The sequence below is a fragment of the Alcanivorax sp. 1008 genome, from assembly GCF_020667895.1.
In the GTDB taxonomy this organism is placed as follows: domain Bacteria; phylum Pseudomonadota; class Gammaproteobacteria; order Pseudomonadales; family Alcanivoracaceae; genus PGZG01.
Window position 1 is genome coordinate 458,819 of record NZ_JAFMPS010000002.1, and the last position, 13,177, is coordinate 471,995.

The 13,177-nt window shown below is 54.7% G+C and carries 12 protein-coding genes; 8 read left to right on the plus strand and 4 right to left on the minus strand.

Annotated elements, in window-relative coordinates:
- Positions 1-9 precede the first annotated feature (9 nt).
- Both recF and gyrB read left to right on the plus strand, forming a co-directional pair.
- Complete coding sequence (recF, locus tag J1C54_RS05020) at positions 10-1,098, plus strand: DNA replication/repair protein RecF (RefSeq protein WP_229145533.1); 1,089 nt, start codon at positions 10-12, stop codon at positions 1,096-1,098.
- A gap of 58 nt (positions 1,099-1,156) precedes the next feature.
- Positions 1,157-3,574, plus strand: a complete 2,418-nt coding sequence (gene gyrB, locus J1C54_RS05025) for a DNA topoisomerase (ATP-hydrolyzing) subunit B (RefSeq protein ID WP_229145435.1) — start codon at positions 1,157-1,159, stop codon at positions 3,572-3,574.
- A gap of 39 nt (positions 3,575-3,613) precedes the next feature.
- On the opposite strand, the gene J1C54_RS05030 is transcribed toward gyrB, so the two are convergent.
- From J1C54_RS05030 to glyQ, 3 genes are read right to left on the minus strand one after another with little or no spacing between them, the layout of a single operon-like run.
- A complete protein-coding gene (locus J1C54_RS05030) occupies positions 3,614-4,408 on the minus strand; it encodes a 1-acyl-sn-glycerol-3-phosphate acyltransferase (protein WP_229145436.1) in 795 nt (264 codons plus the stop codon).
- Between the two features lie 46 nt (positions 4,409-4,454).
- The gene (glyS, locus tag J1C54_RS05035) at positions 4,455-6,521 is read right to left on the minus strand and encodes a glycine--tRNA ligase subunit beta (protein ID WP_229145437.1); all 2,067 of its coding nucleotides are present in this window, start codon (positions 6,519-6,521) and stop codon (positions 4,455-4,457) included.
- On the minus strand, positions 6,521-7,498 hold the full coding sequence (glyQ, locus tag J1C54_RS05040; protein WP_229145438.1) for a glycine--tRNA ligase subunit alpha: 978 nt from the start codon (positions 7,496-7,498) through the stop codon (positions 6,521-6,523). The genes glyS and glyQ overlap by 1 nt, the downstream gene beginning before the upstream one ends.
- A gap of 125 nt (positions 7,499-7,623) precedes the next feature.
- Between glyQ and J1C54_RS05045 the strand changes: the two genes are divergently transcribed.
- Together J1C54_RS05045 and J1C54_RS05050 are read left to right on the plus strand one after the other, a co-directional pair.
- A complete protein-coding gene (locus J1C54_RS05045; RefSeq protein WP_229145439.1) occupies positions 7,624-8,184 on the plus strand; it encodes a DNA-3-methyladenine glycosylase I in 561 nt (186 codons plus the stop codon).
- Positions 8,181-8,582, plus strand: a complete 402-nt coding sequence (locus J1C54_RS05050) for a hypothetical protein (RefSeq protein WP_229145440.1) — start codon at positions 8,181-8,183, stop codon at positions 8,580-8,582. Before J1C54_RS05045 ends, J1C54_RS05050 begins: the two co-directional genes overlap by 4 nt.
- A gap of 59 nt (positions 8,583-8,641) precedes the next feature.
- Here J1C54_RS05050 and J1C54_RS05055 read toward each other — a convergent pair whose 3' ends face one another.
- The gene (locus J1C54_RS05055; RefSeq protein ID WP_229145441.1) at positions 8,642-9,367 is read right to left on the minus strand and encodes a DUF4197 domain-containing protein; all 726 of its coding nucleotides are present in this window, start codon (positions 9,365-9,367) and stop codon (positions 8,642-8,644) included.
- Between the two features lie 80 nt (positions 9,368-9,447).
- On the opposite strand from J1C54_RS05055, the gene J1C54_RS05060 reads away from it, so the two are divergent.
- The 4 genes from J1C54_RS05060 (at position 9,448) to J1C54_RS05075 (ending at position 13,105) form a co-directional block, all read left to right on the plus strand.
- Positions 9,448-10,050: a DapH/DapD/GlmU-related protein gene (locus J1C54_RS05060; RefSeq protein WP_229145442.1), complete on the plus strand. Its 603-nt coding sequence runs from the start codon at positions 9,448-9,450 to the stop codon at positions 10,048-10,050.
- 184 nt (positions 10,051-10,234) lie between these two features.
- On the plus strand, positions 10,235-10,834 hold the full coding sequence (locus tag J1C54_RS05065) for a TetR/AcrR family transcriptional regulator (RefSeq protein ID WP_229145443.1): 600 nt from the start codon (positions 10,235-10,237) through the stop codon (positions 10,832-10,834).
- Positions 10,835-10,844: 10 nt separating this feature from the next.
- Positions 10,845-12,719: an MFS transporter gene (locus J1C54_RS05070; RefSeq protein ID WP_229145444.1), complete on the plus strand. Its 1,875-nt coding sequence runs from the start codon at positions 10,845-10,847 to the stop codon at positions 12,717-12,719.
- On the plus strand, positions 12,719-13,105 hold the full coding sequence (locus J1C54_RS05075) for a hypothetical protein (protein ID WP_229145445.1): 387 nt from the start codon (positions 12,719-12,721) through the stop codon (positions 13,103-13,105). The genes J1C54_RS05070 and J1C54_RS05075 overlap by 1 nt, the downstream gene beginning before the upstream one ends.
- Positions 13,106-13,177 lie beyond the last annotated feature (72 nt).

A 13,177-nucleotide genomic window follows, 5' to 3' on the forward strand; every position in this document is an offset into this window, starting at 1 on the left:
CTCCCCTTGATGCTGCAACGCTTCCATCTCCACCAGTTCCGTAATTATCGCGATCAAGTATTCGTGCCGGACAGCGCTGTCAGCGTGGTAACCGGGGAGAATGGATCTGGGAAGACAAGCCTTCTCGAAGCCATCTATCTTCTCGGTGCAGGGCGCAGCTTCCGCACATCAAGAATGGCTAGTTTGATTATGGCTGATACCAGTGATTGCACGCTTTTTGCTGAAATCAGTGGGGATCAGGGTAGTCGTCGTATCGGCATCCAAAGGGATCGTCAGTCATTAATGGACGCCAGACTTGATGGCCAGCGGGTCTCCGGGCTTAGTGACATAGCAAGGTTGTTTCCGGTTCAGGTGCTGCACCCGGGCACGGTAGAGCTGGTGGAAGGAGGATCCTCAGCCAGGCGCCGCTATCTTGATTGGGTAATGTTCCACGTGGAACAGGATTTCATCAGTGAGTGGCGTAGACTACGGAGTGCTGTTGAGCAGCGTAATCGGCTTCTCAAGCAGCCCGGTTTGAAGCTGCGGGAACTGGCTGTTTGGGACCGGCAGGTTGCTGAGAGTTCTGTTAGAATCGACGCCATGCGAAGGCGCCATCTGCCCCAACTCACAGCTCTGTTTGAGGATGAGTTGGCGGCGTTCTCTGCGTCAGTACCAGCGGTTGGCCTTAACCTGAATTCAGGTTGGGCCTCTGGAGATGATATTGCTCAGGTTCTGGCATCGTCGCTGGAGCAGGATGTCCGTCGCGGCTTTACCGGCAAGGGGGCTCATCGGGCGGACCTGCTGTTGAGCGCTGACGGGGGGCCTGTTCGCGAGGTATTTAGCAGGGGGCAGCAAAAGATAGTCGCCTATGCGTTAGTGATGGCCCAAGTCCGGTTGATCCGTGAATTGGCTGGCCGGGACTGTCTGATGCTGGTTGATGACCTGACATCAGAGTTGGACCGGGATAATGCAGACAGGGTGATGGGTGCGGTTATCAGGGTTAGCAAGCAGGTCATTGTGACCTCTTTGGATCCTGCTTTGGCACCCTTGGGGAATGAGATTGATTACACAGTGTTCCACGTGGAACACGGCACCCTAAAACAGGTGCAGAAGGGATAAGAGACTCCAGGCAAGTAAAAGATCTGGAGCCATTTGATACTCAGGCAAGGGAAACTCCATGACAGAGCAGACTAGCTACGACTCCTCCAGTATCAAGGTCCTTAAGGGACTGGATGCCGTGCGCAAGCGCCCGGGTATGTATATCGGTGATACCGATGATGGTACTGGCTTACACCATATGGTGTTTGAAGTGGTGGATAACTCTATTGATGAAGCTTTGGCGGGGTTCTGCTCAGAGATCAACGTTATTATCCACCCGGATGAAAGCGTCACTGTTACCGACAATGGCCGTGGCATTCCTACTGGAATGCATGACGAAGAAGGTGTTTCCGCTGCTCAGGTAATTATGACGGTACTTCATGCCGGCGGTAAGTTCGATGACAACACCTACAAGGTTTCCGGCGGGCTTCATGGCGTCGGCGTGTCTGTGGTTAATGCTCTGTCAGAAGAGTTGAAACTTACCATTCGACGAGCAGGTAAGGTTCATGAGCAGATCTATCGCCACGGTGTGCCAGATGCTCCGCTGGCAGTGGTTGGTGAAACTCAGGGAACTGGAACGGCAATACGATTCCGCCCTTCTCCGGAAACCTTTACAAATATTGAGTTTCACTACGATATTCTCGCCAAACGCCTGCGCGAGCTGTCCTTCCTGAACTCTGGCGTTCGCATTCATTTGAAGGATGAGCGTAGTGGCCAGGAGGACCTGTTTGAGTTTGAAGGTGGCCTGTCGGCGTTTGTTACCTACCTGAATGGCACAAAGACCCCTCTCAACAAGGTCTTTCACTTCCAGTTTGATCGCGAAGACGGCATTGGTGTGGAAGTGGCCTTGCAGTGGAATGATTCCTATAACGAAAACATCCTTTGCTTCACCAACAATATTCCCCAGCGAGATGGTGGCACCCACTTGGCAGGCTTTCGCGCGGCCCTGACCAGGACATTGAACAGCTACATGGAAAATGAGGGCTTCCTGAAGAAGGAAAAGGTGTCGACCACAGGCGATGATGCCCGCGAAGGTCTGACTGCTGTAATTTCGGTGAAGGTCCCGGATCCCAAGTTCTCCAGCCAGACCAAGGATAAGCTGGTGTCCTCGGAAGTGAAGTCCGCGGTGGAATCCACCATGGCAGACTTGTTTAGCGACTATTTGCTGGAGAGTCCGGCGGAAGCCAAGCAGATTGTCCAGAAAATTATTGATGCCGCTCGAGCCCGTGACGCCGCTCGCCGCGCCCGGGAGATGACCCGTCGCAAAGGTGCTCTGGATATCGCCGGTCTGCCGGGTAAGCTGGCTGATTGTCAGGAAAAAGACCCTGCCCTGTCTGAACTCTATATTGTCGAGGGTGATTCTGCGGGTGGTTCTGCCAAGCAGGGCCGCAACCGCAAGAACCAGGCAATCCTGCCCCTGAAGGGCAAAATCCTTAATGTGGAGAAGGCTCGCTTTGACAAGATGCTTTCCTCTGCCGAAGTTGGCACCCTGATTACCGCGCTAGGCTGCGGTATTGGCAGAGATGAATACAACGTCGATAAGCTGCGTTACCACCGCATTATTATCATGACTGACGCTGATGTGGATGGTTCTCACATCCGCACCCTGCTGCTGACCTTCTTCTTCCGTCAGCTACCAGAGCTGATTGAGCGCGGCTATATCTACATTGCCCAGCCGCCGCTATACAAGGTCAAGAAGGGTAAACAAGAGACCTATATCAAGGATGATCAGGCCATGGAGGAGTATTTGACCTCTATCGCACTGGAGAACGGCGCTCTTAACCCAGGGGATGGCGCTCCGCCGATTACTGGCGAACGCCTTGAGGCCCTGATTAAAGAATACCGCAACGTGATGAAGATTGTTGATCGTCAGTCTCGAGTATTCCCGGCTACCGTTCTGGAGCAGTTGATCTACCTGCCTACGCTCAGCTCGGACAAACTGGGTGACCAAACCTTTATGCAGGAATGGTGTGCCAAGCTTGGCGCCAAGGCCAATGAAGCAGCTGACGATATCCATCGCTATGAAGTGGAAGCGGTTAAGGACCCCGAGAGAGAATGGTATCTTCCGGGTGTGCGAGCACTTGCTCACGGCGTACACCGTGACTACGTGATCAGCGCCGACTTTATCAGTTCCCGTGACTATCAGCAGATCAAGACCCTTGGGGAAAAGCTTGAGGGTCTGCTCGCTGCTGATGCCACTGTCCAGCGTAACGAGACCAAGCGCCCTGTCAGTGCGTTTGACGATGTACTGGAATGGCTGATGGCACAGGCACGCAAGGGGACTGGCATTCAGCGCTATAAAGGTCTGGGCGAGATGAATCCTTCCCAGCTGTGGGAGACCACCATGGATCCGGAAGTACGCCGGATGCTCAGGGTCACTATTGAAGATGCCATCGCCGCTGACCAGATCTTCTCTTGTCTGATGGGCGACGACGTTGAACCCCGTCGGGACTTTATCGAGACCAATGCGCTGTACGTGTCGAATCTGGATATTTGATCAGATTGAAGCAATAAAAAACCGGCATAAGCCGGTTTTTTATTGCCCTGCCTTATTGATGCGTAACTCCCCCGGATAGTTGGCGCTGATCCAGTCGACGTATTCCTGTTTGACCTGAGCTACGGTCTTGTCAGTTACCGAAATGGGCGTTCCGATTACCACGGTGATGGTTCCAGGAAATCGCCAAACAGATCGCGCCGGCCAGCAGTCGCCGGAATTATGTACCACCGGAACAATCGGAGTTTGCGCAGACACCGCCAGCGATGCGCCACCGCCGTTAAAGCGACCCAGACTGCCCGGCTGTTGCCGCGTACCTTCCGGATAGATGACTACACTAATGCCGCTTTCCAGACGTTGCTTGCCCACGCGTAAAATCGTCTTCAATGCTTGCGAGGCTTTCTTGCGGTCGATAGCAATAGGTTTGAGAAGTGCCAGCGCCCAGCCAAAAAAAGGAACCCATAACAGCTCCTTCTTTAGAATGGTTGCTTGTGGTGAACTGAGTATTTGCAGGTAAAAGGTTTCCCATTGGCTTTGATGGTTGGCCATGATCACGACAGCGCGATCCTTTGGAATATTCTCCAGGCCTTGAACCTCAATCCTGACGCCGCTGAGATGACGTAGCAGCCACATGGTGCCGTAGGTCCAGAGATTAACGAAGCGGTAGCGCTGTTCAAAAGTCTGAAACGGCGCCACCAGCAAACAAACCATGCTGTGAATGATACCCATCAGGTTATACAGCAAGAAAAAGGTAATACTGCGGACAGCAATCTGGGCATCGACCTTTCGGCCGGGCAACGCATTTTGATGGTGTTTCTGGTCCATTACTGTACCCATTTGCAGCGCCCTTCCCCTGAGGCGAGGAGCGCTGGGAGCTTGAATATCACCCCAATTCGGAAATATCGGCTACCTTGAGAAACAACCCGCGCAACTGGGCCAGCATCGCCAGACGGTTGTCTCGCAGCGCTACATCATCGGCCATGACCATGACTTTTTCGAAGAACTCATCAACCGGATGGCGTAGTGCCGCGAGGCTTGCCAGTACCGCCGCATAGTCGCTGACATTGGCGCTATCCGTTATGGCCTTCTGCAAGGCAGCGAACAATACTTTCTCTTCATCTTGCTGCAGCAAATCCTGTTTGATGAACTCCGGTGCCGGACCACTGAGCTTGCTGAGGATATTGCCAACCCTTTTGTTCGCCGCGGCCAGAGCAGCGGCTTCCGGGCGTGTACGAAATGCTGCTACGGCCTGAATGCGCTGCTCCACATCCTGTGGCTTGGTCGGGTTAATCGCCAATACGGACAGGATTACCGGTGTATCGATGCCCTGCTCCTGATACATGGCACGGTAACGACCCTGCACAAACTCAAGAACATCAGTTTGCAGGCTGTCTTTTGCCTTGAGCTCACAACCTGAATATGCCTGCGCAGCCTGATCAATCAGAGTACGCATGTCGAGGTCGAGTTTGTTAGCAATGATGATGCGTAGAATGCCAAGTGTGGCGCGGCGCAACGCATAGGGGTCTTTGTCACCGGTAGGCTTCTGACCAATGCCAAAAATACCCACCAACGTGTCAAGTTTGTCAGCAATGGCCACCGCCATTCCGGTCCTGGTCTGCGGTAGCACATCGCCAGAAAAACGCGGCAGATACTGCTCTCGCATAGCTTCGGCGACCTCAGCATTCAGGCCGTCATTCAGGGCCAGGTAATAACCCATTATCCCTTGCATGGTGTCAAACTCATACACCATGGCAGAAGCCAAATCCGCTTTACATAAAATGCCGGCCTGCTCCGCCAGTGCTTTATTACCGCCGATCTGTTCTGCAATAAAGCCCGCCAGTTTGGAAATTCGGCGGCACTTGTCTGCGACACTGCCCAGCTGCTGTTGAAATACTACTTTCTCCAGCGGCTCAGCGTGCTCCCTGAGTGTTTTTTTGCGATCGAGATCGTAGAAGAAAGCAGCATCGGACAACCGTGGACGAACTACCTTCTCATTACCAGAAATCACAACCGCAGGTTCCTTCGAATCAAGGTTGCTGATAAACACGAATGCGTTCTTCAGCTTCCCCTGGCCGTCCAGTACCGGGAAATATTTCTGGTTCGACTCCATGGTGGTAATCAGCGCCTCCTGGGGTACGCGCAGGAAGTCCTCTTCGAAATGACCGACCATGGCCACCGGCCACTCCACCAGTGCGGTTACTTCGTCAAGCAGGTCGGCATCAATAGAAGTAACACCGCCTTCCTTTTTACCGGCAGCGACGGCGTTCTCACGGATCATTTCCCGACGACGGTCGAAGTCGGCTATCACAAACCCTTCATTTTCCAGACGAGTTTCGTACTCGGCTGGCGAAGCCAGGCGAATAGAGGCAGGAGCATGGAAACGGTGGCCGCGGGATTCGCGACCTGCATTCTGGTCCAGCAAAGTGATATCCAGGACCTGATCACCCAACAGTGCCACCAGCCATTGACTAGGACGGACAAACTGCACCTTTCGATTGCCCCAACGCATTCGCTTTGGAATCGGCAGGCGCTGTAGGGATTGTTCCAGCATGGCCGGCAGTAGCTCCGCCAGAGGCTTACCCGGTTCGCGTACCTTCGCCACCAGCCAGGCGCCTTTGTCAGTCTCTAAAGTTTCCAGCTGATCCATGGTCAGTCCAACGGACTGGGCAAAACCGAGGGCGGCTTTGGTTGCATGTCCTTCTTCGTCAAATGCAGCTTTTACCGCCGGACCACGGCGCTCGATATCGCGATCTGCTTGTCCCACGGCAACCTGTTCAATGCGAAACGCCAGACGACGCGGCGCCGCAAAAACTTTCATGGCGCCATGCTCAAGGCCAGCGTCATCCATTTGTTTCAGCGTTTCGGTGGCGAAAGCTTCAGACAGTGCTTTCAGGGCCTTCGGTGGCAGCTCTTCGGTGCCAAGCTCAATCAACAAATCTGCGCGTTGCATCACTTGGCTCCTTTCTTGTCTTGCTTGGCATCTTGCTTTGCCAAGTCGGCAAGCACTTCATCACGAATTGTGGCATCAGCCAGCGGGAAGCCTGCGGCGCGACGGCTGGCCAGATAGGCTTCGGCCACGGCACGGGCCAGTTCGCGTACCCGCAAAATGAAGCGTTGACGCTCGGTCACCGAGATCGCCTTGCGAGCGTCCAGCAGGTTGAAGGTGTGCGATGCTTTCAGCACATACTCATAGGCTGGCAACGGCAGGCCGGCGGCAATCAACGCCTTGCTCTCGCGCTCGAAATCGTCGAAATGACCGAACAGCATGGCCGTGTTGGCATGCTCAAAATTGAAGGTCGACATCTCCACTTCGTTCTGGTGGAACACGTCACCATAGGTGACCTTGCCGAATGGACCGTCGGACCAGATCAGGTCATAAACGGAATCAACGCCCTGCAGGTACATGGCGATCCGCTCCAGACCGTAAGTGATCTCGCCGGTCACCGGATAGCAGTTGATGCCGCCCACCTGTTGGAAGTAGGTGAACTGGGTAACCTCCATACCATTCAGCCAGACCTCCCAGCCCAGACCCCAGGCGCCGAGGGTTGGCGATTCCCAGTTGTCCTCGACGAAGCGGATATCATGCACGCTGGTGTCGACGCCTAGGCGGCGCAGGGAGCCGAGGTATAGCTCCTGAATGTTGTCCGGGGACGGTTTCAGTACCACTTGAAACTGGTAGTAGTGCTGCAGCCGGTTCGGGTTTTCTCCATAGCGACCATCAGTGGGGCGGCGAGATGGCTGCACATAGGCACTGTTCCAGATTTCCGGGCCGATGGCGCGCAGGAAGGTCGCCGGATGGAAGGTGCCAGCGCCCACTTCCATATCCAGTGGCTGAATAATGACGCAGCCCTGCTCGGCCCAATATTGCTGCAGGGCCAGAATCAGGCCCTGGAAAGTGCTGGTATCAGTCTTCGGTGTGTCCGACATGCGAGGTGTCCCGGAAACGGCTGAAAAATCAGTCGCGCAGTATAGCGGGGATAGCTTGGTTTTGCTGCATTGTGCCAACTGCGGTTGCGGCGCATTCTTCCTGCATTGTGTTCTGGGAGTTCTGTATGGCCCGTTGTCCCTGGTGCGGAGAAGACCCGCTCTATCAGCATTATCATGACCATGAGTGGGGTGTGCCGGTGCATGATGAGCACACCCTGTTTGAGTTTCTCACTCTGGAAGGCGCGCAGGCCGGGCTTAGCTGGATCACTATTTTGAAAAAGCGGGACAATTACCGGGAAGCCTTTGCCGGGTTTGATCCGGCCAAGGTGGCGCGCTTTACCCCGGCCCGCATCGAGAAGTTGTTACGCAACCCGGGGATCGTGCGTAATCGTCTTAAAGTGAATTCGGCAGTGAGCAATGCGCAGGCATTTCTGGCGGTGCAAAACGAGTTTGGTAGTTTCGATCGCTATATCTGGGGCTTTGTTGGTGGTAGACCAGTGGTTAACCGGTTTGCCAGCATGAATGACGTGCCGGCGCAGACCCCGATGGCAGTGGCTATTAGCAAGGATCTGAAAAAGCGAGGATTTCGCTTTGTTGGCCCGACCATTGTTTATGCGATGATGCAGGCTATCGGCATAGTGAATGACCACCTGCTGACCTGCCAACGACATGCGGAGCTGTCATGACTGAACGAAACGTGATTATTCTTATTGGCTTGGTCAACTTGACCTTGCTGGGTTTTCTGACGCCCCTGTTAGACGGCGATCTACTGGCTGCCCAGGATCCGCTATTTTTTAGTTGGCCTGGAGTGGTGATCATTGCCCTGTGGGGCCTGGCCTATATTGCCGTGGCACCGGTGTGGGACAAGGTGCCGTGGCTGTTACTGGTGTTTGCTCTTGAGAAGCTGCTGTTTGATCTGCGCTGGGTGCACTGGATTATCCACAATAAAGAAGCTCTACCAGCCTTATATGAGCAGGATCTGATGGTGGCATTGTTTTATTCCGGGTACGGCATCTGGGATGGTGCCTGTGCGTTGGTGTTCCTGTGGTATTTCATGCGCGCCCGGCAAAAGGCAGCTGTTTGAGCTGTTGCCTGAACTGAGCCCATGCAGCGGTTTGCCGCTGCATGGGTTGGGCATGTAGATCAGTTCTGTATGCCGAGTACGGCATTGATCATGGCGGAACCACGGGACAGTGGTGCCTGACGAATCATCTTCTCCTCAGCGGCCATGCGACCAAACAGGGCGTTCAGGCTCTGGTTCATCACTTCTGACTCAATATCCAAATTGGGTTTACTGGTCAGCGGCAACGCGTTGTAGGTATCCAGCATGGATTTGTACTGGCTATAGAAGCCGGTGTTTTCAAGGTTGCTGCGGATGATTGGCTGGAAGCGTTGGCGCAGCTGAGCTTCGGTTTGGCCACGGAAATAATCCGTCGCTGCGGTCTCCCCTCCGGTAGCTACATCCACCGCATCCTGAATGGTCATATTGGTGATGGCCTGCTGAAATACGGGTAAGGCTTCTGCTGCGGCCTGCTCAGCTCCGCGGTTCATGGCGGCGTCCACCTTGTCAAGATAGCCCCCCATACCGACCTTGCGAAGCGTATCGGCCACCGGCTTCAGGGATGCGGGCAAGGTCAATGGGTAGCCGCTGTTACGGTAACCGTCAGTGGCGGACAGGGAGGTGCCGGCGCGCTGGCTGCTAAGTTTAAGAACCTGCTTGAGGGCATCGGATGCCTGAGCTGATTCGCTAAGGCCGAATTCTTTAGCCATTTGTTTGCCGGCGCCATACCAAGGATTATCGCCGCCGGTTGCGCAACCGGTTAAAACGGCGATTAGAGCGAAAAAGGGGAGAAGAGCGAGCCGGGTCATATGACCTCCTGTTTCTTTTTATGTGAATGTGACGGGGATGCTAAGGTATCCGACTCCCCCATGAAACCGCACGGCCCAAGATGACTGATCAATATCGCCAGCAACACAAGCAGCGCCTCAGCTACATGCCGTGGCTATATCATTCTCTGAAACCGGTCCAGCGTGAGTGGGCCGAAGCCTGGCAGCAGCAACTGCAACGTAGTTTGATGGCCATGGAGACCATTCGTTTTGGCGAGGGCTGTTTTGTTGCCCCGGAGGCAAACCTGTTTGCCGAGCCGGGCCGTGACATCATCATTGGGAATGGCAGCCAAATTGCGGCGGGCTGCTTTCTGCATGGGCCAATCCGGATAGGCGATCACGTCAGCATTAACCACGGTGTCACTCTCGACGGTGGCCGCGCCGGTATTGAGATCGGTGATCACACCCGTATCGCCGCACGCTGTACCGTTTATGCCTTTAACCATGGTCTAGCCGTGGACCGGCTGATTCGTGAGCAGGCCGTATCATCGACAGGTATTCGTATTGGTCGCGATGTCTGGGTCGGTGCCAATGTCGGTATTGTCGATGGCGTGACTATAGGTGATGGCGCAGTGATCGGCATGGGATCGGTTGTTACCCGGGATGTCCCGGCAGGTATGGTGGTGGCCGGCAACCCGGCCAGAGTATTGCGGCCGCGTGGCTGACTTCTCTGTCCCTCTTTGTCCCACCCACACATGACCTGTTACAACCTCGTTATTGAACGATGTTTAGGAAATTGCCAATATTTGAACGTCGTTCAATAACGAGACACATAACCTGTGAATGATGTAACCGCCACTGGTGGCTTTTCCGTCTGTCGGCCCAGACCAGGCAAGTTGGATCCAGCTTATGGCAAGGCGTAATCAGCATTCGCGGGAAGAGCTGCAGGATCTGGCCGTGGCTGCGGTTCTGAAAATAGCCGAGCGAGATGGTGTGCACGCCGTTTCCGCTCGCAGTGTTGCCAGGCAGATCGGCTATGCCCCGGGCATGCTCTACCACCTTTTCGAAAACCGGGATGACCTGATCCTGCGGGCCAATGCCTGCACACTGGACACGCTGGCGGCGGCGATGGAAAACGCCTCGGCAAAGAAAGCCCCGGAAAAGGCTCTGTTGGCTATGGCGCTGGCCTATCTGCAACTGGCTCAGCGTGAGTCGCCACGCTGGAAGTTACTATTCGAGCATGTCATGGCAGATGGCGCAGAAGTGCCGGCCTGGTATCAGGCTTACAGTGAGCGACTGTTTTCCCTGCTTGAACAGCAGCTGCTGTTGCTTGCTCCAACCCGGGCACCGTCTGCTCGGCAACTGGCGGCAAGGGCTATCTGGAGTGGTGTGCATGGTGTCTGCCTGTTGGCGGTCACGGGCAAACTCGATGTGGTCAGCAGTGTTCGTGAAAAAGCTCTGGTAGAGTCTCTCGTTAACCATTATCTCACTGGCTGGCTGGCCGCATGAGGATGCTGTTATGAAACGAAGTCTGTCGCAATTGCTGGCCTCCCGTCGTTTTGGCCCTTTCTTCGCCACCCAGTTTCTCGGTGCCTTCAATGACAACGTTTTCCGTCAGGCACTGATTCTTCTGATTGCTTCAGGAGTGGTGGCCGGCGCCAGTGTCAATACGCTGAATAATATTGGTCTAGCGCTGTTTATCGTACCGTTCTTTTTGTTCTCGGCAGTGGCCGGCCAACTTGCCGACAAGTATGAAAAATCCATGCTGGTGCGACGGATCAAGCTTGCCGAGATTTTGATCATGGCCGTTGGTGCGGCGGGGTTCTTTTTCGATGCCGTGTATTTTCTTCTTGCGGTGCTGTTCTGCATGGGGTTGCAGTCCACATTTTTCGGGCCGATCAAGTATTCGATCATTCCCCAACACCTGAAACAGGAAGAGCTGGTATCCGGCAACGCGCTGGTGGAAATGGGCACCTTTCTGGCCATTCTGCTTGGTTCGATTTCCGGGGTTATCCTGAAAATGGACGGCACACCAGAGTGGCTGGCGCCAGTGGCGGTCATTGCACTTGCCATGTTGGGCTACTTTGCGGCCCGACGGATTCCATCAGCGCCGGCAGCCGACCCGTCCTTGAAAATGAACTGGAATCTGTTTTCGGAAACTGTGGATATTCTGCGTTCCGCCAAGGAGGTGCGTTCGGTATGGATGAGCGTGCTTGGTATTTCGTGGTTCTGGTTTCTCGGCGCGGCCTATACCACCCAGCTCAAAGTTTATGTTGATGACTACCTGAATGGCACAGAGGGCCTCTATGCCCTGCTCTTGGCGACCTTTTCCATTGGCATTGGTCTTGGCTCATTCCTGTGTGAAAAATTTTCTGGCCGCCGGGTCGAGCTGGGGCTGGTGCCGATCGGTTCAATCGGGTTGTCACTTTTCGGAATAGATCTGTTCTTCTCCTATCAGGGAATGGTGGGGATGGACCAGGTAGACATTGCTGCCTTGCTAGCCGAGCCGGCCGGCATACGGGTAATGATCGACCTGCTTGGTATCGGCGTGTTTGGTGGCTTTTATATCGTGCCGCTGTTTGCCATTGTCCAGTCCCGCTCCAACCCTCAGCATCTGTCGAGAATTATTGCCGCTAACAACATTCTTAATGCTCTGCTGATGGTTCTCTCCGCCGCGACCGCCATCCTGTTGGTTGGCGTGCTCGATGTGACCATTCCCCAGTTCTTCCTGATTCTGGCGCTGGCCAATGTGGTGGTTGCCTGCTTTATCTACACGCTGGTGCCGGAGTTTGTTATCCGCCTGATTATCTGGCTTCTGACTCGAACTTTGTACCGGGTGAAGTTGCAAGGTCTTGAGCAGATCCCTGATGATGGCCCCAGTGTGCTGGTTTGCAACCATGTTAGTTATGTCGATGCCTTGCTGCTGGCCGGTGCCATCCGCCGGCCGGTGCGCTTTGTTATGTTCAAGCCGATCTATGATCTGCCGGTGCTGAACTATATCTTTCGCACTGGCAAGACCATTCCGATTGATTCGAAAAGCAGGAATCCTGAGATCTACGCGCGTGCCTTCGAGCGGGTGAAAGAGGAACTTGATGCTGGAGAAATCGTCTGTATCTTTCCTGAGGGCAAACTGACCGGCGATGGAGAGATTGATGAGTTCAAAAACGGTATTGAGAAAATCATTGCCAGTAACCCGGTACCGGTAATCCCGATGGCACTGCGGGGATTGTGGGGTAGCGTATTCAGCCATAAGGATGGCAAGGCGTTGAGCAAGCCGCCCCGACGATTCTGGTCGCGGGTATCCCTGGTGGTCGGTGCTCCGGTGCCTGCTGATCAAGTCAGCGCGGCAGATCTGCGTCGGCGGGTTCAGGCTCTGCGCGGGGATGCCGCCTGATGACGAGGACGCACTGGAGAACACTCTGGCGGTTGCTGGCGGTGTTGGCTATCGCGCTCATCTGGATTGGCAGCTTGTGGCCGGCAGATGAACTACGCCAATTTGATATGCCTTGGTTTAACGACAAGGCGGGCCACTTTCTTGGCTACCTCACGGTGGCCTTGCTGCTAGCGCTGGGTTGGCGCCAGTCACCACCGTGGCTGCTATGGTTGATTGCCACCTTGAGTGGCGGCCTTGCGGAGTTGGCGCAGGGTTATCTAACCGCGACCCGTTCTATGGAATGGCTGGATCTGGCGGCTAACGCTGGCGGCGCGTTGCTTGGCATTATTATAGGTGTCAGCTGGTGCCGACTGGTGATGCCGTCAGGCGCCGAGGCCGAAAACTGACAGGCTGGTCCAGTCCACGCTGACAGTAACTGACGTGCGCCGATATCGCTGTTCAGCAGGTTTTTACCGAGC